This is a genomic window from Alkaliphilus transvaalensis ATCC 700919 (genome assembly GCF_000621485.1).
GTDB lineage: Bacteria > Bacillota > Clostridia > Peptostreptococcales > Natronincolaceae > Alkaliphilus > Alkaliphilus transvaalensis.
In genome coordinates, this window is sequence record NZ_JHYF01000003.1 from 128,479 (window position 1) to 148,387 (window position 19,909).

Consider the following 19,909-nt stretch of genomic DNA (forward strand, 5'->3'; position numbering starts at 1 on the left):
GATGAGACCATTAAAACTCACCATGACAGCCTTTGGCCCCTATGCAGGACAAGAAGTAATAGATTTTTCTAAACTAGATGGGCGGAACATTTTCTTAATTACAGGCCCAACAGGAGCAGGGAAAACCACCATATTTGATGGAATTAGTTATGCTATCTATGGGGAAGCCAGTGGACAAGAAAGGGATGGAGAAAACCTTAGAAGTCAGTTTGCCGATTTAGATACATTAACCATGGTGGAACTAGAATTCCAACTAAGAGGAAGACATTACTATATTAAGCGAATCCCAAGACAAGAAAAAAGAAGAAGTCGTGGGGAAGGAACAACAGAACAAAGTCCAGAGGCAGAGTTAAGAATAGTAGGAGAAGATGACCCTCAAACTGTTACAGGGGTGAGTAATGTAAAGGAGAAAATTAATCAACTAATGGGGATTACCAGCGACCAGTTTAGGCAGATTATGATGATTCCCCAAGGGGAATTTCGTAAACTCTTGGTTTCTGATAGTAAAGATCGGGAGAAAATTCTTCAAAAAATCTTTGGTACAGAGGGTTTTAAACTTGTTGAGACAAGGCTGAATGAGATGGCGAAAACCATTAGACAGGAAATCGGTACCTTGGTAACTAGAAGACAGGATACCTTAAAGCGAGTTGAGTTAGAAGACCCTACTGTAATGGAGACCCTTATGGAAGGGAAGGACTTAAACTACATTGAGGTGCTAAAACTAATAAAAGAAGAAATCGAAAAGGATGAAGCCCTAAGAACAGAAGTCTCAGAAGCTATCAAAACACAGAACCAAAAGTTAGAGGAAGGCCATAAAAAGATATTAATAGCAGAAGAGAATAATAAAAAAATTGCCCTTAAGGAAGCAATAGAAAAAGAAAAATTATTACTTGAAGCAGAAAAGCCTAAAATAATAGCCCAAGAGGAAAGATTAAAATTGGCTAGAAGGGCAGAAGGAATAATTCCTTTAGAAGAAAATTACTTAGAGAAACAAATAAGTAGTGGGAAAAAAGAAGAAGAACTAAAAATTAAAACAGTTGAACTGGAAGCTGTAGAAACTAGATATGTAAAAGCTGTAGAGAAGTTAGAGATTGAAAAGAAAAAGGAAGCAGAAGGCACCAAGCTATCTGAAGAGATTACCCTTCTCAAGGGTTTTGAAGAAAAGGTAAGTTCTTTTGAAGTTAAAAAGGAAAGTTTAAAAAAATTAGCTACCTCTCTAAAGGGAATAGAGAAAAACAAAGAAGAGCAAAAGAAAATAGTCGAAGAGTTAAAGGAAAAAAACAAAGAAATAACAGTAAAGTTGGATCAGAGTCGAAATGTTAGTACAGAATTGGTCGAAGCTAAAGGTCACTTTGAAAAGGTTTCTCAAATCCACGAAAAGCTTAATAGTCTAGACATAGAAAATGATAAATTAGATAGTTTAGTTAAAGGCTATAACAACATCAAGAAGCAACATGATGACATTACCCTAAAGTTTCAAGGGGCCAAAAAAGACTATGAAACTTTAATGGAAAACTGGTATAGGGGACAAGCTGGGTTATTAGCTCAAGATTTAAAGGAAAATCAGTCCTGTCCTGTTTGTGGCTCTACCCATCACCCCCACCTAGCAACATTAGAAGAAGGGATTCCTACAGAAGTCACCTTAAAAATAGAAAAAGACAAACTAGAAAAGTTAGATATGAGCTATCAAAAAAGCCAATTAAAGGTGAACGATGCCCTTAGCGAAGGCAAGGCACAAAAAGCGATTGTAGGGAGAATGAAGGAAGAACTGGAAATACTAATCAAAGTTCCTTTACAGGAGCTAAAGTTTAATGAGTTAAAGATCTTTATTAAGGAACAGTTAGCTCTTGTAGCCCTTGATAAAGAAACTATAGAAAAAAGGGTTGCTCTCCTTGAAAAGGAGAAGAAGGAAGTCGAAGCATTATCAAAAAAGCAAGAAGAAATAATTAAAGGGCTTGAAGAAGAAGAAAAAAAACTAGAAGAATTAAATAACCTTTATACAGAAGAAATTGGTCAGTATAAGGGAGAGCATGCTATCGTAGAAGCACTAGAAAAAGAGTTGCCAGAGGAAATAAGAACTCCAGAAAAGTTACAAAGGGCTATTATCATCAAGACAAATAAATTGCAAGAAATAAAGGATGCTTTTAAAGAAGCTGAAAAAAAGGTACAGGATTTTAATTTAGAAATCGCAACAAGAAAGTCTCAATTACAGGAAATAGAAAACAACTTAAAAGAAATAAAAGAAGCCGTTAACTTATCGAAGGACAAACTGGAAAAAGCCATAGAAACAGCAGGATTTAAAGGGTTAGAAGGCTACCAAAGGGCAAAACTTGGAGGGGCTGAAATTCAACAACTAGAAAAACTAATTAAGGAATATTATGAGTCCTTAAAGTCTGCATCTGACAGATATCAGGAGGCCGAAAAGGAAGCTGAAGGTTTAAAACTAGTTGAAGTGAAGGTTTTAGTAGAGGACTATGAAGGAATGAAACTTCAAAAAGAAGCATTAGAGCATAAGAAAACAGTTCTCCATAGTAAGATTGATAAAAATAGCAATGTTTTAGTTACTATAGAGGCATTGCAAGTAGAGATTGGAGATAAAGAGGAAGAATATAGTCTAGTTGGGCACTTGGCAGAGGTGGCTAAGGGTAACAATAACGAAAGAATGACCTTTGAAAGATATGTTCTAGCGGCCTTTTTAGATAATATTTTAGAAGCAGCCAATACCCGTCTTGTTAGAATGACAGGGAACCGTTATGAGCTAAGTAGGACTGATGAAAGGGTAAGAAGCAACGCTCAAAGTGGATTAGAGCTAGAGGTTTATGATCATTATACTGGTAAGTCTCGACATGTAAAAACCCTATCAGGGGGAGAAGGCTTTAAGGCTTCATTATCACTTGCCTTGGGACTTGCAGACGTTGTCCAGTCCTATGCTGGTGGCATTAGTATTGATACCATTTTTATTGATGAAGGTTTCGGTACCCTAGATCCTGAATCTTTAGATAGTGCAGTAGAATCTTTAGTAGAATTGCAGAAATCTGGCCGACTAGTGGGTATTATATCCCATGTTCCAGAGTTAAAGGAGCGGATTGGGGCTAGATTAGAGATAATTCCAGGTAATAGGGGGAGTAGAGCAGCCTTTAAAGTCGTATAATAGTTTAAGAGAATTTTTTATATAGGCCAATTGGAATTAGTCCGATTGGCTTTACCCTGTTATGAAGACCTATAGATTTATTTTAAATTATTTTATTTTTTTTGCAGGGTTATCTAAAAAACCATCGTCTTTATAGTTGAATGGGGGAGGTGAGTTATGGAACAAGATGAATTATTAATTAAAAGGGCGTCAACGGGGGATCCAATTGCATTTGGCAAAATAGTAGATTCCTATAAAAATTACGTCTTTTCAATTATATTAAACATCACAAAAAATAAAGAAGAGACTGAAAACATTGCTCAAGAAACCTTCATTAAGGTCTATAACTCCCTTAATAGCTATCAAGGACAAGGTTTTAAAAGTTGGATTGGGAAAATTGCTGTTCACAAGGCAATAGATTGGAATCGAAAAGTTAAACGGGAAGGAGCTGGCTTTTTGGCATATTGTCAACATCAAGAAATCCATAGCCAAATGCTAGAGCCATCACCCGAAGAAAAAATCCTTCAGGGGGAAGATACAAAAAAGCTAAAGATTGTCTTAAATCAATTACCTGAAAGATATCGTGGAGTACTTGAAAGCTATTATCTAAACGCTATGAGTTATAAAGAGATTGCTGAGAAAGAAGGAATTAGTGTAAGAACAGTAGAGTCTAGGTTATATAGGGGGAAAAACTTACTGCGGGAAGCATGGAAGGAGGCAGACTTAGATGCATCATTACCACCAAGATAAATGGCAGAAATATATTGATAATGAACTAGAACAGTGGGAAGTTCAGTTATTGGAAGAGCATCTTTATCAATGTGATGAGTGTATGAATGTCTACTTATCTCTATTAGAGGGAGCTAATCCCTTAGAAGAGATTGAGCCTTCCTTAGATTTTACAAGCAAAGTTTTCGAAGAATTAAATTTAGAACTACCTTCAACAACAAAAAACGAGCCCTACGATAGAAAGGTCTTATTTAAATACTATGTTGTTGCTGCATCTATTACGATGGTGCTAATGTATGGTGGTATTTTTGATTTGTTTCTTACAGAAGTACCCCGTGCCACCTCAGAGATGATCAGTTCCAGTAAACGAGTAGAAGAGATTGTGCCAGCTGGTTGGTCACAGCGAATGTTAGATTCAACTTTTGAAAAATTAGAATTAAGATCATTAAAACAAGGGAGTGATGTAGATGAAAACTAATCGATTTTTTGGATTTATGTTGTGTTTTTTACCTGGAGCAGCCCATATGTATTTGGGACTTAAAAAACAAGGGCTTCAATTAATGACGTTATTCGTTTTGCCGATGTTCTTAACGGAATTGGTTCGATTAAGTCTGTTTATGTTTGTATTGCCTATTATTTGGTTTTATAGCTTTTTCGACGGATTAAGAAAAATTAATGGCCATGAGGAACTTATAGATTCTGATGTTTTAATATTCAATTGGTTAGATCATAATAAGCGATGGGCTGGAGATCAGAATAAGATATTAGGTTATGGTTTTATCGTTTTAGGTGGATTACTAATTTTTGATAGAATATTAATGCCTATTGTAAGTAGTAATTTTGGGTGGCAGATGAGGCAATATATTCATATGGGAACAATCTCTGTGGTATTAATATTAGGCGGAGTTAAACTGTTGGCAGGAACACAACAGGGGAAAGGAAAGGATCAATAATGGGAAAATGGAGAGTTGGTACATTAACCATGGGGGTTGCACTAATTTTATTGGGGGTTATTTTATTTGTTTCATTATTAGGCGGCTATGAAATAATGGATAAGCTACTGACCTGGTGGCCTGTAATTTTAATTATGATAGGTGCAGAAATCCTCTTTTATATTTATCGTGGAAAAGAAGAACAAGTAAAAATAAGGTATGATGTATTTAGTATTTTCATGATTATGTGTATTTTTATAACTAGTGGCATTTTATATGGGGTTACCTCTTCAGGTATTATTCAACATGTGGCTGTTGCTGTAAACAGTAGAGACTATACTGTCTCAATTCCCCAAGAAGAAATTGTTGTCGGTAATCATATAAGAAAAGTTGTCATTACATCCCCAAATTCATCAATATTAGAGCTCAATAAAACAGAAGGGGCAAACATAATTTATAAGGGAACCAGCGATGTTTTTGCAGAGTCGATGGATGGGGCAAGAGAGATTATTAGTAAAGAAGAAGTCTATATCAATGAGATAGAAAATACATTGTATATACAACTACCTTCCTTTGAAAGAAGATATGATATTAAAACAGGAGTTAATAACATTAGCTTCAATCTTTATTTACCAGGAGAGATTGATGTTGAAGTTAGAGGTGGAAATCATTATTTATCTAAAGTAATGATAGATGGCGAAGCAGTTAGGGGTAACTGGTTAATTAATAATAGTTTTAATGTGCAGGTCAATGGAAATAGCAACTCTAACTTCCTGCTAGAGGCTATAACAGAATATGAACCCAACTTAAGGGGTAATGTAGAATGGGATATAAATCAGCAGGAGGATGGTTATGCTGTAGGAAAAGTGGTTTTAGGCAATGGAGATCATAAGCTTCATATAGTTAAAAGTAACGTTGAAGTCCTTAAATTAAATTAATTAAGTTCAAAAATGAATATTTAATTAGAAATAAATGGCTCCCAGAAATAGGTGAGCCATTTATTTTATAGCGAAAAGGAAAGTTCAAATTAAATATACAGCCTCCATAATTTAATTAGGCAAAATAATTTGATTTAGATTGATGGAAATAGTTGTTGATGTTATGTTATAATAATACGAAATAGTTATTTTATTTAAGTTTTATTGACTTTAAAGTCCTAATATGTTATTACTAGAATTACTAAAAAAATATTTGCAACGATCATGTAGCCATCGACTGAATATGGGGGGCTGTTTTTTTATGGGGTTCTTGTTCATGTTAGATGGTTGAAGTTTGCTGTAAATATAAACCTTAATCTTATGAAAATGGGGGGAAGCCTATGGAGGATCAAATTATCAATCTCGTGAATATATCCAAGAGCTACGGAGGAAGTGAAGCTTTAAAGAATATGAACTTATATATTCGGAAAAATGAGTTTTTGACTCTGCTAGGCCCAAGTGGATGTGGAAAGACCACTACCCTTAGAATTATAGGTGGCTTTGAGACTCCAAATTCGGGAAGGGTTCTTTTTGAAGGGAAGGACATAACTGATGTACCCCCCCATAAAAGAAGAGTGAATACAGTATTTCAAAAGTATGCTTTGTTTCCTCATATGAATGTCGCTGAAAATATTGCCTTTGGTTTAAAAATTAAAGGAATAGCTGATAGTGATATTAAAGAAAAAGTAAAAAAGGTACTTGAGCTGGTAAACCTTGCAGGATATGAGAAACGTTCTGTAAACTCCCTAAGTGGTGGGCAGCAGCAAAGAATAGCTATTGCAAGAGCTATTGTTAATGAACCAGAAGTTCTCTTGCTGGACGAGCCTTTAGGGGCATTAGATCTTAAATTAAGAAAAGATATGCAGTTTGAACTAAAGAAAATACAACAACATTTAGGGATTACCTTTATTTATGTTACCCATGACCAAGAAGAAGCCCTAACAATGTCTGATACGATAGTTGTGATGAAGGATGGTTTAATACAGCAAATTGGGACACCGGAAGATATATATAATGAGCCGAAGAATTCCTTCGTGGCTGACTTTATTGGTGAAAGTAATATTGTAAAAGGGAAGTACATAGAAGATTTTAAAGTAGCCTTTGCTGATAATATTTTTGACTGTGTAGATACAGGTTTTGGGGTAGGTGAAGAGGTAGATATCGTTATTCGCCCAGAAGATATTAAGCTGGTAGATATAGCTGAAGGTATGCTGAAGGGCAAGGTAACGTCTGTGACTTTCAAAGGGGTCCATTATGAAATGATTATCCATAGCATGGGGATCGATTGGATGGTCCATAGCACATCTATGGAACAGGTGGACAGCCCTGTGGGAATTAAGATATCACCAGATGATATTCATATTATGAAGAGGGTGATCTGATGAAGCTAAAGTGGATTTCCTATCCTTATATTGTTTGGATGATTATTTTTATTCTGTTGCCCCTATTTCTGATATTATTCTATAGTGTTACTTACAATACAAGTGAAGGACTAGGATTTACCCTAGAGTACTTTCAAAGATTTTTTGAACCAATCTACATTAATGTATTATGGAGATCTTTTAAGCTAGCCCTTGTCAGTACAGGAGTCTGTCTTTTGTTAGGGTATCCTATGGCAATGATTCTAGCAGACAAAGAACTAAAAAATCGAAATGTGATGGTGTTGCTATTTATCATACCAATGTGGATGAATTTTTTGTTAAGGACCTATGCGTGGATGACCCTTTTAGAGAGAAATGGGATCTTAAACTCCCTTTTAGGTCTATTGAATATAGCTCCAAAGGATTTTTTATATAATGAAGGAGCTGTTATACTGGGGATGGTTTATAACTTTCTACCCTTTATGGTGTTGCCAATTTACTCAGTATTAATTAAGATAGACAAAAATTTACTGGAGGCAGCAGGCGACTTAGGTGCTAACTCAGCTACTACCTTTAGAAAGATCATACTACCCTTAAGTATACCAGGGGTGCTTTCAGGGGTTACAATGGTATTTATGCCAGCGGTAACTACCTTTGTTATTCCTAGGTTACTGGGGGGCGGACAATTTACCCTAATAGGTAACTTAATCGAGCAACAGTTTTTATTTGTTGGCGACTGGGGTTTTGGTTCTGCCGTTTCAGTTATCATGCTAATCCTTATACTAATTAGTATGGGGGTTATGGGTAAATATGAGAAGGAACAGGAGGGAGGCGGATTATGGTAAAGTTTATAAAACGTTTTTATACTTCTTTAATCTTTCTGTTTCTATACGCTCCCATTTTAGTCCTAATTATTTTTTCCTTCAATAGCTCAAAGTCTAGGGGAAGCTGGGATGGATTTACCCTTAACTGGTATGTTGAAATGTTTCAAGATAGACAGATTATGTCGGCCTTATATGTGACCCTTGGGATAGCTGTGTTGTCCTCAATAATTGCCACTATAATTGGGACAGCTGCTGCCATCGGGATCTATAATATGAATCGATTTAATAAAGGAATTATAATGAACTTAACCTACTTGCCTGTTTTAAATGCAGATATCGTTACAGGGATCTCCCTAATGTTATTGCTGATATTTTTAAAAATACCCTTAGGATTTACATCTTTATTATTGGCTCATATTACTTTTAATATACCCTATGTAATACTATCGGTATTGCCTAAGCTAAGGCAACTCAATAAGCATCTTTATGAGGCTGCCCTTGATCTTGGGGCCAGTCCCCTATATGCATTACGAAAAATAATTATTCCAGAAATAAAACCAGGAATAATAACGGGGCTATTATTAGCCTTCACCCTATCTATTGACGACTTTGTAATCAGTTTCTTTACGACAGGGTCTGGGGTGGCGAACCTATCAATCACCATTTATTCTATGGCAAGAAGGGGTATAAACCCTAAAATAAATGCATTATCAACAATCATGTTTCTAAGTGTTCTTACTTTACTAATTATAGTAAACAAAAGAATGGATAATACAGAGGAGGGAGATAATTGAAAAAATATTTTAAATTAGTATTATTTATGGTAGTTGCCACAATCCTTTTAGCAGGTTGTAGTGGTGGACGAGAAACCCTTACGGTTTACAACTGGGGGGACTACATCGATGAAGATGTAATTAGAGAGTTTGAAAAGGAATTTGGGGTAAGAGTTGTCTATGATGAATTTGCCACTAACGAAGATATGTATGTTAAAATCAACGCTGGAGGCGGAAACTATGATGTAGCCATTCCATCCGACTACATGATTAAAAGGATGATTGATGAGGATTTACTGCACAAAATAGACTTTGATAATGTACCAAATTATCAGTATATTGATGATCAGTTTAAAGACCTTGGCTTTGATCCTAATAATGAGTATTCTGTCCCTTATATGTGGGGAACGGTAGGGATTTTATATAATAAAACTATGGTAGATGATCCTGTAGATAGTTGGAAAATCCTATGGGATGAAAAATATAGCAAACAGATTTTAATGTTAGATAGCCAAAGGGATTCTATTGGGATTACATTAAAAATGTTGGGTTACTCTTTAAATACTAAAAATACCCAAGAGTTAGAAGAAGCAAAAGATGCTCTAATTGAGCAAAAACCGCTAGTACTAGCTTATGTAGGTGATGAGGTTAAAGATAAAATGATTTCGGGAGAGGCTGCATTGGCAGTAGTTTGGTCAGGAGATGCAGTTTATATGATGAGGGAAAACCCTGACTTAGCCTATGCAATTCCAGAGGAAGGTAGTAACCTATGGTTTGATTCTATGGTTATTCCTAAAACCAGTAAAAATAAGGAATTAGCAGAGAAATTCATTAACTTTATGACAAGAACAGATATTGCCTTTATGAATACTGATTATATTGGCTATTCTACGCCCCACACTGAGGCAAAGAAGCAGTTAGATCCATCTTTAATGAATGACATGGCAGCTTATCCAGCAATGGAGGATCTAGAAGACTGTGAAGTCTTTGAAGACTTATCAAGTTCTGCAAGTGTTTATGATAGAATTTGGACAGAAGTAAAGGCTAAATAGATAAGAGAAAATTAATAGACAGGTATAGCAAAGGAGAACTCAGATTTTATCTCAAAGGTCCCTTTAGCTAACCTGTCTTTTTAAATTAATTGGTTATCTGCTTAGTTTCTTCACCTAAAGTCATCCTTTAAACCATAGGAAGCAAAACTTTGTTACAGGCTGTATTTAAAATAACTACTTACAATTAATTAATCTCTTTTAAAAAGAATCTTGTTAATTCTTTAGCTTCATCTTCTCCAAACAGATCAGATATATGATATTCGATTCTATATCCACCCTTCTCAAGATTGATTCCTGTTATGATAAGCTTCTCTCCCTCTACATTCATGACCTTGTAGGGAATATCCCTCCCATCTATTACCCAGACATCTTTACTGGATACCTCGCCATGTTTTTGTGGATAATAACTTAATTCTGCTATCATATCTCCTTCGTAATATCCATAGATAATTCTTCCTGTCGACTCTTCATAAGATTTAATGAAGGCCTCATCTTGAAAATGTGGTCGGAGTTCTTCTTTAGACAGTCCATAATGAATAACCATGTCTGGGGACATCGTTTCTAAAGGGGGGTTAGCTAAATAAACGTGTAAAATGGGGTAGTCAGGGGATAAAGGCAAAGCATAGTTACCACCATACTGATGATTAAATTCTTCCACCTGCTTAACTAATTCTAGGTATTCTCCTTTTAAGGAATCATCAGAATTAGAAGAGCTATCAGTTGTGCTACAGCCTACTAAAAGGATGGTTAAAATCATTAGAATGCTTAAATATTTTTTCATATAAAATCTCCTTTCTTAAAGTTTAAGCAACTGGTTTTTCAAAATTAAAACATAAACTAATAATTAATATTTTATTTTCTAAATCAAGAATTAATAGTAGAGGGAGCCAATATGGGACTCCCTCTAACATTACATTTTAATTTTAACCCTATTCATATAACATTATTTATATATAAAAACTGGAGGTAAATCTATTGGATAGAATTGAATAAAGTATATAGTGTATCTACACTGACAGTATCACTCAGAGTTCCTGCTAATGAGTATACCATACCTTTATCTTCCCAATTTAATACCACTATAGTCTTTCCAATCCATTCATTTTCTATTATACGTTCTTGTATATTCAATTCTATAGCAATATCTGAATCTGAAGTATGTAGCTTAGGAGTCTGTTGAAATATAATAAAGTCTCCACTCTTATCGTCAGTCCAACTTTGCTTGATTAGGTTGGGTAAGTTAGAACGTTCAATAACATAAACATTTGTTGAATCGTTAAAATTGTCTGGTAAACTTTCCAATGTAGATATATTAAAATCTACATTGGAAGAAGCCATTTCAAGATCAGTTTTTTCAATATTAGACTGTACTTCATCTTGAATAGATAGTGTACCAGCAGTATTAACTCTATATACGACTTTATCTGAAGATAAACCAGTGGTGCCGTCTTGGAAGAATTGATCAGTAATTAAATGGCGATTAGTGGTATTGAAATTAGCAAATGACCAGTTAGGTGAAAAGGTGTAATTTGTATTGCGAACTGGCATACCAAACAAATGCCAATAGTCTACAGAATTATTACCATATTCATCATATATCCATAGGATGCCAAATTGTAAGTTGCTAGATGCGCTACTTGCCCCTACATATTGCCTTGAATGTAATATAGCATTACTATTAGAACGTTTCTCAACTTGATCTCGAACATAATAGTTAACATCATATCTCACACCTAATTCACTATTTTTTTGTCCAATAAAATCACTCCTATAGTAAGCAGTGCCATTCAATAGATTCCAAGAACGAGTAGCACCGTATGTAATGCTAGATGTTATCAAAATTACCAAAGCAAGAATCATCAAAATTCTCTTACTCGAAAATTTTTTCATATAAACAGCTCCTTTGTTAAAATTATAGTATTGTCTGACATGTGTTAAGCTTTGTTGCTTTCCCACCTTTCGGAATAATATAGTAAGCATTCTTTGATTTCTTTTATTTAAGTATACAAAAAAACAAACAGGTAGTCAATGGAAAATTTGAAAAATATGTATTTAAATTAAAATAATTTGATATAATAGGGTATATAAAGTATGAAAGGGGGAAATAATATTCAAATTCTCTATAGATAGCTTAGTAATGTATATTGATAAACTGTAATGACATTAGACAAGGGGTTGATTAAAATATGAAGAGTGTTATAAAAATAATAGCCATCGTAGCAGGGCTATTAATAGGGGTTTTTGGTATATGGTATTACTTTGTTAACAATACAACTTTTCCTGAAGAGGTACTTATGGTGGGAGAGCAGGTTGACGACAATGGCAGAGTGCATTTTTATAAAAATATAAAAGAGGAAGAAAAAATTGCTCGGTATAAAAAGTTATATAATAGTATTGGGATAATCTACGAAGGAGAAGAACCAAAGGATTATCCAGACTTTGTTATTAGCATTTTAAATCCTGAATCGATGGTGACCCATAATCTTAATATATGGGTTAAAGAAGACCAGGTGATTGTTTTCAAAAGAAGTAATAACTCAAGTTATTTTAGAATATTATCATCAGCACAATTTAAAGAATTAAAAGAAATACTTGAAATTGAATGACAATTAAAAGGAAGGGCTATGGAGCTGGAAAGAAACCATAAACCTTCCTTTTTCATAATTATCTATCAGTTTTTATTACTATCTACAGACACAGTTTCTTCCCTTCTTTTTAGCTTTATAAAGGGCTTTATCTGCATTTTTCATTACCTCTTGGGGAGACTTAGTTTCCTTTGTTCGATTGGCAACCCCAATACTGATGGTTACAAAGAGCTTTCTGCCAACAGTTGAAGGAGATTTTCTAGTGGTTTGAGACTTTGTTTTAGGCTTTGTTTTCGGGCGATTAGGGCTTCTTAATATAAAGGCCCTTTTGGCTACAGTCTCTCGTAGTTCCTCCAAATGGCTTAATGTTTCATCGGCAGACTTACCGGGAAAAAGAACTGTAAACTCTTCACCACCATAACGGAAGGCCTTTCCCCCACCAGTTACTTTTGATAAGCAGTTGGCTACCATTTTAAGGACCTCATCACCAACATCGTGTCCATGTTTATCATTGAATTTCTTAAAAAAGTCAATGTCCAGCATAGCAACAGAATATGTACCACTAAGTTTTAACATATCTTCCTTTAACGCCCTCCTACCTGGTAGCCCTGTCAGTTCATCTAAATAGGACATTCGGTAGGAATCTTGAATAATACTTATGATTAGAACAATCCCAATGGCAGAAAAAAGCACTAATACACCAGTAGTCGTTTTGATGCTTAAAGCAATGGTGATGGCAATTAAGCTAGCAATTAATGGCCCATCAGAATAAGCTGAATTAATATAACCCTTAACTAGTAAACCTACAACAGATAGTGTAATACTAAAGATGACCAACTGAGGACTATTAGTATTAAAGGGAAGGTTTATGTAATCTTTATATAAAAATTCGAGGTTAGTATAATTAGATGCACCAACACTACCAACGATAAAGGCTAGCTGAAGGGAGATAAAGATAAAACGAAGAACTCCCCATACTGTGAAAAAACCCCTCTCTTTTAAAAGAGAAAAGATGGCTAAATTTATTGGAATAATAACCCCTAATACTAGGTAAAAAATAGTTAGGTCATCATAGATCATTAATATTTTAGGGGCATAAACGATCGTTAATAAACTGGCTAAAAGAACCACTAAAATAAAGAAAATCCGACTACGATTAAATCGTAAAGATAAAAGCATCCCTATTAATAAAATACCATAGGGTAAATAATACATTAGTAATGTAACTGAAGTAGGTAATTCAGTTAGTTTAAGGTATAAGAAGATTCCTGCAATGACAATTAATAAAGGGAGGACTAAGGATCGTAGTAGTTTTGTTATAGCTTTCAAAGATTTCATCCTTTCTTTCAGTGAAAAAATGTCGTATGTTGTTTTATTATAACATTTATTATAGGCTAATTTAATAGATAAATGGTTCTATTGACAAGATAGTGGCTTTTCACAATGCACAACGCACAACGTTGTTTTTATCTTTGCATAAAACAAAATATAAATTCAGATTTATGGTATGCTGCAATTTCTTAATCTAGTGTAGAAAAGAAATTAATTTCAGATAGTCGTGGAGATTTATGATAAAATTAGATTTAAATATTGATAGAGTTTGATATAGATTGATATAGATTGATATAGATTGATATAGAAAGTTGGAATGATAGTATGGATAAAGTTGAAAAAACCTTAGATATGGGAGGAATCCCAACGTGGGAATTTGTTCAATATTTTGAAGAACTAGGTTGTAAGCAAGAAGGAGAGGATACGTTTCTTGATAAGAATTGGAGGGTTAATTTAGTTGAAAGCGAAGAAATGCTTGGCTCAATTAAAATGACCAGAGTGAAGATCACTTTTATAGGTGATGAAAAAATAATAGATCATGTGATTACTAATTTTAGAAAGATGTTTATGAGGGCTGGAGGTTAATAAAGGGTGAAAAATTACATCATTAATTTAGGTTTATATTAATGGGAATATATTATTGAGGAAACTACTCACTTCACAATGGGTGACTTAGTTTTTATTTTGCATAAAAAATATAAATACAGCGTTATGGTATTATGTAATTTCCTCTATTGTTAAGCTCCTTATGAATTATTTTAGTTAATGGGGAGGAATAAGTTGGGGGATACTTGTAAATAAGGATTCTATCATATACAGTTATACTTAAGTAGAAATAGGAACAAAGGAAGGATGTTTAAAATGATTAGGATTGCAGAAATAAAGCTATCAATTGACCAAAACGAAGAAATGCTTAAAGATATAATCTTAAAAAAATTAAAGGTTAATGAAACAGATCTAAAGGGATATACCATCTATAAAAAATCCATAGATGCTAGAAAAAAAGACCAAATTCAATTTGTCTATACCCTAGATGTAGACATTAAAAATGAAGATAAAGTGCTTAATAGAATTAAAGATAAAAATATTATTAAAACCCCAAATAAAGCATATCAGTATGTTGAAACAGGAAGTAGTAAGTTAAGCTACCCTCCAGTTGTTATTGGTACAGGGCCGGCAGGATTATTTGCAGGATTAATTCTAGCAAGAATGGGATATAGACCAATTATACTAGAAAGAGGAAAGGCAGTAGATGAAAGAAGCAGAGATGTTGCTGATTTTTGGAAAAATGGAAAGTTAGATCCAGAGTCAAATGTACAGTTTGGAGAAGGTGGGGCAGGTACTTTTTCAGATGGTAAGTTAACTACTCAAATTAAGGATATTAGATGTAGAAAAATATTAGAAGAATTAGTTGAGGCAGGTGCGCCAGAAGAAATTATCTATTACAGTAAGCCCCATGTAGGAACAGATCATCTACGAAGGGTTGTAAAGAACATTCGAGAAACAATAATCGCTTTAGGGGGAGAAGTTCGATTTAGTAGTAAGGCTACTAATTTCATCATAAAAGAGGACAAAATAGCAGGTGTGGAGGTTAATCATGAAGAAGTTATTCCAACTGAAGCCGTTGTGTTAGCAGTTGGTCATAGTGCTAGAGATACTTTCCACATGCTTTACGAGAATAAAATTGATATTCAACAAAAAGCCTTCTCCATAGGGGTAAGAATAGAGCATCCACAAGAAATCATAAATAAAAGTCAGTATGGAACCTGTTGGGAGAATTCTAAGTTGGGAGCAGCCGACTATAAATTATCCTACCATGCTAGAAATGGTAGGTCGGCCTATACCTTCTGTATGTGCCCTGGTGGACAAGTTGTAGCAGCAGCATCTGATGAAGGCGGCGTAGTAACTAATGGGATGAGTTATTACGCAAGAAATTTAGAAAATGCCAACAGCGCCCTGTTAGTAGGGGTAGGGCCTGAAGATTTTCATGACAATCATCCGTTGGCGGGCGTATTTTTTCAAGAGAAATGGGAAAAAGAAGCCTTTAAGGCTGGTGGTTCTAACTATCATGCACCAGCACAATTGGTTAAAGATTTTTTACAAGATGTGTCTTCAACTGAGTTAGGAAAAGTAAAACCATCCTACACCCCTGGAGTCCATTTGACTGATCTGAGAGAATGTCTACCAAACTTTGTGACAGAAACCATGAAGGAGGCCTTATTAGAGTTAGACAAAAAACTAAAGGGTTTTGCTATGGGAGATTCGATCATGACGGGGGTAGAAACCAGAAGCTCGTCTCCTATTAGAATTTTGAGAAATCAAGACCTTGAAAGTAATATTATAGGGCTATATCCTTCTGGCGAAGGTGCAGGCTATGCAGGAGGAATCATTTCTGCTGCGGTAGATGGAATTAAGGTGGCGGAAGCAATTGCTAAAAAATATGCTCCCTTACAATAACATAGTGGTTTCCTAAATTGGGGAGTCTAATATCTTTATTGAGTAAGAATTGTAAGGATTGGAGGAACTTTTTGTGAAGAAGATTGTAGGTGTTGGTGAGAATATCATGGATTATTATCTGAAGCAAAAGAAGTACCATTATGGAGGTACTGTTATCAATTTTTTAATGAACTTAAGTAAAAACAAAAATTATTCATTGAGCTATGTGGGGCCTTTTGCAACAGATGAAAGGGGTAACGAATTTAAAGATTTTATTAGATCAGCGGGTATAGATGTAAGTTACGCCGATTTAATTGAGGGAAATACAGCTATATCAATAATTGATTCAGTCAAGGGTGAACGAATTTTTAAAGAAAAAAAACATGGAGTTTATGAGGAGTTTGAATTAACAGAAGAGCAATTAGCCTTTATTCAACAACATGATCATATACATGCTTCTGTTATGGGAAGAATGATCCAACATTTAGGGCCAAGTAAAGGAAATGCAACAATATCCTACGATTTTTCAATACTAAGGGGATTAACCACAATTAATAAATGTATCGATTGGGTTGATTATAGTTTTTTCTCTGGGGAAGATCTAGAGCACCAAAGAAGTGAAATTATTAATGGTGTGAATTTAAAAGCGGGACAACAGATTATTTTTTTAATGGGAAGTAAGGGAAGCTGTGTGTATGATGGGGATAAGTTATATGAATGTCCTGCAAAAAAGATAGAGGTTGTGGATACATTAGGAGCAGGAGATAGCTATATCGCAGGATATATTGCTAGGATTTTAGAAGGAGGGACGCCTAAGGAAGCAATGGAAATGGCAACGGAGTGGGCTTCTAGTGCTTGTCAAAAGATTGGAGGATTTTAGCTGAGCTTAAGATAGGCCTTTTACAACTTATACAAGGGAGGAAATACTCCATGAAAATAGCAATCATCTCTGACACCCACATTAATAAGCAAATAGAAGGTTTTAAAGAAATGATAGAATTTCATTTTTTAGAATTTGATATGATTATCCATGCTGGCGACTATCATCATGAAGGGGCACTAAGACTACTACAAGCTACAGGTAAGTTTATAGGGGTATGGGGTAATGCTGACTCAGAAGAAGTTAAAAAGAAACTAAATGAGAAGGAAATAATAGAGATAGCAGACCTTAGAATCGGGGTTTTTCATGGCCATGGTACCAAGAAAACCACTATTGAACGGGCCTTCGATACTTTTCAAGAGGATACTGTAGATATAATCGTTTTTGGTCATAGTCATCAACCATTAGTTCAAACTAAAAAAGGGGTGTTAATGTTAAACCCAGGCTCATTTACCAATAAAAGAAGGGAAAGGTGGTTCTCTTATATTGTGTTGGAGATTAAAGAGGGTGAAGTAGTGGTAGAAATGAAATTTCGCCATTAGTTAAATTTGAAGAAGAAGAAGGTGTAACTTTTATGGATAGAGTAGAAGAGTTTATTCAGATTTATAATGACCTAGATAGAGAAATTAAAAATGCCCTAAAACTGAATAATAGTATTTTTCATGTTAAGGCTCTAGAAATTATGTCTAAGAAAAATGACTTAATAGCTCAGAATCTCGAACTTTTAAAACAATACGCAAGGTTAAGGAATTGTATTGTTCATGATACAGTGACTGGTGTGAAGGGGGCAATTGCAGTTCCACTACCTGAAGTTATAGAACATTACAGAAGTGTTTTAAACCGATTTAGAAATCCTTTAACGGTCTATGATATCTGTACCCACAGATCAAAAATGTTGGTGGCCACACCAGATAGTCTTATTCTAGACATAACAGATGCTATGGAAAATTTACTCATATCAAGGGTACCTCTACTGGATAATGAGGCTGTTGTTGGTGTTTTTAATGGACATGTTCTGATTCACTATTTAGCAAGTACAAAAAAATGTCTACTATCAAACAATACATTGATGAAGGATTTAAAGGAATTTACCGAGTTAGAAAGTCATAGAAAAGAACAGTTTCTATTTGTAAATAAGACTCTAAATATTTACGAGGCTAAAAATTATTTTAAAGACAGAAATAGAGATCAACATAGATTAATTGGACTGTTTATTACCTCAGACGGAACAAAGGATGGAAAATTACTAGGGCTACTAACTGAATGGGACTTATATAATAAATTGGGTTAACTGGGGAGGAATAGCATAACTCATTTGTATACTTATGCTACAAGAAACCCGAATTAAAGAAGATAAGAACTAAAGAAGATAACAATTAAAGTAGATAACAATTAAAGAAGAACTAAGAATAATAAATTAACAAAAAATTACAATAATAGAAATATCAATGCAGGATAAATATTGTTAAATAAATAACGATAAATTGGTTGGATAATTACAATTACAAATAGAAGTAAGTACTTTAAAATCTGATGATTATTAAAGGGGTGTTGAAATGAGAATAGGTGCTTTTGCAAAACATAATAGAGTAAGTATCGATACAATACGTCATTATATGGAATTAGGATTAATTCTGCCCCAAAAACATGGGGGACAATACACCTTTGAAGAAAGATGTCAGATTGATTTAGATAATGTTATCGAATTAAAAAATATGGGCTTCAGCTTAAATGAGATTAAAACCATATTTAAGTTTAAGCGGTTAGGAAAGTTAACTCCCTATCAAAAGGACGATTATTATAGAGCCTTATATATAGATAAACATGAAGAACTTAAAGAAGAAATTGCAATATTAAAAGATCAAAAAGAAAAATTAGAGATTAAAATAAATGAGCTTTCAGAAAAAGAATCAATAAAGGATTTTAAATTAGGAATAGACATAAAGATGATAGAATTATTAGCCTGTTCTAAGTGTAATTCGGAGTTAGTTTTACATGATGGGATCATCAATGATAATCAAATTATGGATGGAAAACTTGAGTGTCGTCAATGTGGAGAATTTTATTACATTGAATCAGGAATCTTAAAAATAAGTAATGCTGATATGGACAAGGAATTGAAATTTCAACAAGATTATTTTACATATATTAGAGAATATATAAATGTAACGGATTCATCCTATCTAGATAATATAAATAAAGGTTTAGAATGGCTATATAAGAAAATTAATTTTAGTGAGATGAAGGGAAAAGTTCTTTTAGATTTAGGTTCTGGTGTGGGCTTTTTCTTAAGGTACATTTATCAAGATTTACCCGATGATTGCTATTATATCGCAGTGGATCATGATATTAATAGACATAAGTTCCTAAAAAATATGTTAGAGAGAACAGGTTGCAAAAAAAAGATTGTTTTTATTGAAGTAGATTTTCTTGAGATTCCTTTGAAGCGTTGTTCTGTAGATATTTTGATAGATCATTCAGGTACAAGTAACTATAGCTTCCATCATAGTGATTTTTTATTAAGTAGGATTAATCATTATGTAAAGGAACATGCTAAACTATTGGGTTCTTACATTTTATTTAAAAATTTTAGTACAAATAGTATCATAGAAGCAGATTTTCGAAAAAATTTTATGATAGAAACTGTAAAAGAGAAGATATTCGAGTTAGGGTATGAAGCCCTTGGTGAACACATTTCCGAATATGTAGAAAAAGGTGGGAAATACGAAGGCTATTTTGTTAAGGGAGAAAAAGTATATAATTTAATGGTCCATTGTGAAAGGTAGGGTTAACCCTATCTTTTTGTTTTTTTGATGTTAAAAACATTAATCCCTCCCATTGCTGTTGTCTTAGGACAACTTTATATAATAAAAACAAATGAAGGGTTAATCGAGGAGG

At 34.1% G+C, this 19,909-nt stretch carries 19 protein-coding genes; 16 read left to right on the plus strand and 3 right to left on the minus strand.

The genetic code is table 11. The annotated features are described in order from the left end of the window. The first annotated feature begins 1 nt into the window (after window position 1). The 9 genes from T335_RS0105135 to T335_RS0105175 all read left to right on the plus strand — a co-directional run bounded on the left by T335_RS0105135 (window position 2) and on the right by T335_RS0105175 (window position 9,778). The gene (locus tag T335_RS0105135) at window positions 2–3,151 is read left to right on the plus strand and encodes an SbcC/MukB-like Walker B domain-containing protein (protein WP_026476584.1); all 3,150 of its coding nucleotides are present in this window, start codon (window positions 2–4) and stop codon (window positions 3,149–3,151) included. A 156-nt stretch (window positions 3,152–3,307) separates the two neighbouring features. Next, window positions 3,308–3,880 (plus strand): RNA polymerase sigma factor, encoded by a 573-nt coding sequence (locus T335_RS0105140; protein WP_026476585.1) that lies wholly within the window; start codon window positions 3,308–3,310, stop codon window positions 3,878–3,880. Further along, window positions 3,858–4,337: an anti-sigma factor gene (locus T335_RS0105145; RefSeq protein WP_026476586.1), complete on the plus strand. Its 480-nt coding sequence runs from the start codon at window positions 3,858–3,860 to the stop codon at window positions 4,335–4,337. Before T335_RS0105140 ends, T335_RS0105145 begins: the two co-directional genes overlap by 23 nt. After that, window positions 4,327–4,812 carry a hypothetical protein gene (locus tag T335_RS19925; protein WP_051569149.1) on the plus strand — a complete coding sequence of 162 codons (486 nt, stop codon included), beginning with the start codon at window positions 4,327–4,329 and terminating at the stop codon, window positions 4,810–4,812. Before T335_RS0105145 ends, T335_RS19925 begins: the two co-directional genes overlap by 11 nt. Then, complete coding sequence (locus tag T335_RS0105155; RefSeq protein ID WP_026476587.1) at window positions 4,812–5,729, plus strand: LiaF transmembrane domain-containing protein; 918 nt, start codon at window positions 4,812–4,814, stop codon at window positions 5,727–5,729. The genes T335_RS19925 and T335_RS0105155 overlap by 1 nt, the downstream gene beginning before the upstream one ends. A 380-nt stretch (window positions 5,730–6,109) precedes the next feature. Next, window positions 6,110–7,150 (plus strand): spermidine/putrescine ABC transporter ATP-binding protein, encoded by a 1,041-nt coding sequence (potA, locus tag T335_RS0105160; RefSeq protein ID WP_026476588.1) that lies wholly within the window; start codon window positions 6,110–6,112, stop codon window positions 7,148–7,150. Next, window positions 7,150–7,974 (plus strand): ABC transporter permease, encoded by an 825-nt coding sequence (locus T335_RS0105165; protein ID WP_026476589.1) that lies wholly within the window; start codon window positions 7,150–7,152, stop codon window positions 7,972–7,974. Before potA ends, T335_RS0105165 begins: the two co-directional genes overlap by 1 nt. Beyond that, window positions 7,968–8,747 (plus strand): ABC transporter permease, encoded by a 780-nt coding sequence (locus T335_RS0105170; RefSeq protein WP_207640647.1) that lies wholly within the window; start codon window positions 7,968–7,970, stop codon window positions 8,745–8,747. Before T335_RS0105165 ends, T335_RS0105170 begins: the two co-directional genes overlap by 7 nt. Next, complete coding sequence (locus T335_RS0105175; RefSeq protein WP_026476591.1) at window positions 8,744–9,778, plus strand: ABC transporter substrate-binding protein; 1,035 nt, start codon at window positions 8,744–8,746, stop codon at window positions 9,776–9,778. The genes T335_RS0105170 and T335_RS0105175 overlap by 4 nt, the downstream gene beginning before the upstream one ends. A gap of 184 nt (window positions 9,779–9,962) precedes the next feature. On the opposite strand, the gene T335_RS0105180 is transcribed toward T335_RS0105175, so the two are convergent. After that, entirely contained in the window at window positions 9,963–10,559 is a 597-nt protein-coding gene (locus T335_RS0105180) for a hypothetical protein (RefSeq protein WP_026476592.1), read from the minus strand. Window positions 10,560–10,750: 191 nt separating this feature from the next. After that, on the minus strand, window positions 10,751–11,668 hold the full coding sequence (locus T335_RS0105185) for a hypothetical protein (RefSeq protein WP_026476593.1): 918 nt from the start codon (window positions 11,666–11,668) through the stop codon (window positions 10,751–10,753). Between the two features lie 296 nt (window positions 11,669–11,964). Between T335_RS0105185 and T335_RS0105190 the strand changes: the two genes are divergently transcribed. Next, entirely contained in the window at window positions 11,965–12,384 is a 420-nt protein-coding gene (locus tag T335_RS0105190) for a hypothetical protein (RefSeq protein WP_026476594.1), read from the plus strand. A 78-nt stretch (window positions 12,385–12,462) separates the two neighbouring features. Here T335_RS0105190 and T335_RS0105195 read toward each other — a convergent pair whose 3' ends face one another. Beyond that, entirely contained in the window at window positions 12,463–13,692 is a 1,230-nt protein-coding gene (locus T335_RS0105195) for a GGDEF domain-containing protein (protein ID WP_026476595.1), read from the minus strand. Between the two features lie 327 nt (window positions 13,693–14,019). Between T335_RS0105195 and T335_RS0105200 the strand changes: the two genes are divergently transcribed. The 6 genes from T335_RS0105200 to T335_RS0105225 all read left to right on the plus strand — a co-directional run bounded on the left by T335_RS0105200 (window position 14,020) and on the right by T335_RS0105225 (window position 19,797). Continuing rightward, on the plus strand, window positions 14,020–14,280 hold the full coding sequence (locus T335_RS0105200; RefSeq protein WP_026476596.1) for a hypothetical protein: 261 nt from the start codon (window positions 14,020–14,022) through the stop codon (window positions 14,278–14,280). Between the two features lie 276 nt (window positions 14,281–14,556). Beyond that, window positions 14,557–16,152, plus strand: a complete 1,596-nt coding sequence (locus T335_RS0105205; protein WP_026476597.1) for an NAD(P)/FAD-dependent oxidoreductase — start codon at window positions 14,557–14,559, stop codon at window positions 16,150–16,152. A gap of 73 nt (window positions 16,153–16,225) precedes the next feature. Beyond that, complete coding sequence (locus tag T335_RS0105210) at window positions 16,226–17,011, plus strand: PfkB family carbohydrate kinase (protein WP_026476598.1); 786 nt, start codon at window positions 16,226–16,228, stop codon at window positions 17,009–17,011. Window positions 17,012–17,061: 50 nt separating this feature from the next. After that, complete coding sequence (locus tag T335_RS0105215) at window positions 17,062–17,553, plus strand: metallophosphoesterase family protein (protein WP_034327778.1); 492 nt, start codon at window positions 17,062–17,064, stop codon at window positions 17,551–17,553. A 32-nt stretch (window positions 17,554–17,585) separates the two neighbouring features. Next, on the plus strand, window positions 17,586–18,302 hold the full coding sequence (locus T335_RS0105220; protein WP_026476600.1) for a CBS domain-containing protein: 717 nt from the start codon (window positions 17,586–17,588) through the stop codon (window positions 18,300–18,302). A gap of 265 nt (window positions 18,303–18,567) precedes the next feature. Beyond that, window positions 18,568–19,797 (plus strand): MerR family transcriptional regulator, encoded by a 1,230-nt coding sequence (locus tag T335_RS0105225; protein ID WP_026476601.1) that lies wholly within the window; start codon window positions 18,568–18,570, stop codon window positions 19,795–19,797. Window positions 19,798–19,909 lie beyond the last annotated feature (112 nt).

Bases quoted from the DNA above. Each gene is read 5' to 3' on its own strand.
- T335_RS0105135 (WP_026476584.1), top strand. From the start codon at position 2: ATGAGACCATTAAAACTCACCATGACAGCCTTTGGCCCCTATGCAGGA.
- T335_RS0105140 (WP_026476585.1), top strand. From the start codon at position 3,308: ATGGAACAAGATGAATTATTAATTAAAAGGGCGTCAACGGGGGATCCA.
- T335_RS0105145 (WP_026476586.1), top strand. From the start codon at position 3,858: ATGCATCATTACCACCAAGATAAATGGCAGAAATATATTGATAATGAA.
- T335_RS19925 (WP_051569149.1), top strand. From the start codon at position 4,327: ATGAAAACTAATCGATTTTTTGGATTTATGTTGTGTTTTTTACCTGGA.
- T335_RS0105155 (WP_026476587.1), top strand. From the start codon at position 4,812: ATGGGAAAATGGAGAGTTGGTACATTAACCATGGGGGTTGCACTAATT.
- potA (WP_026476588.1), top strand. From the start codon at position 6,110: ATGGAGGATCAAATTATCAATCTCGTGAATATATCCAAGAGCTACGGA.
- T335_RS0105165 (WP_026476589.1), top strand. From the start codon at position 7,150: ATGAAGCTAAAGTGGATTTCCTATCCTTATATTGTTTGGATGATTATT.
- T335_RS0105170 (WP_207640647.1), top strand. From the start codon at position 7,968: ATGGTAAAGTTTATAAAACGTTTTTATACTTCTTTAATCTTTCTGTTT.
- T335_RS0105180 (WP_026476592.1), bottom strand. From the start codon at position 10,559: ATGAAAAAATATTTAAGCATTCTAATGATTTTAACCATCCTTTTAGTA.
- T335_RS0105185 (WP_026476593.1), bottom strand. From the start codon at position 11,668: ATGAAAAAATTTTCGAGTAAGAGAATTTTGATGATTCTTGCTTTGGTA.
- T335_RS0105190 (WP_026476594.1), top strand. From the start codon at position 11,965: ATGAAGAGTGTTATAAAAATAATAGCCATCGTAGCAGGGCTATTAATA.
- T335_RS0105200 (WP_026476596.1), top strand. From the start codon at position 14,020: ATGGATAAAGTTGAAAAAACCTTAGATATGGGAGGAATCCCAACGTGG.
- T335_RS0105205 (WP_026476597.1), top strand. From the start codon at position 14,557: ATGATTAGGATTGCAGAAATAAAGCTATCAATTGACCAAAACGAAGAA.
- T335_RS0105215 (WP_034327778.1), top strand. From the start codon at position 17,062: ATGAAAATAGCAATCATCTCTGACACCCACATTAATAAGCAAATAGAA.
- T335_RS0105220 (WP_026476600.1), top strand. From the start codon at position 17,586: ATGGATAGAGTAGAAGAGTTTATTCAGATTTATAATGACCTAGATAGA.
- T335_RS0105225 (WP_026476601.1), top strand. From the start codon at position 18,568: ATGAGAATAGGTGCTTTTGCAAAACATAATAGAGTAAGTATCGATACA.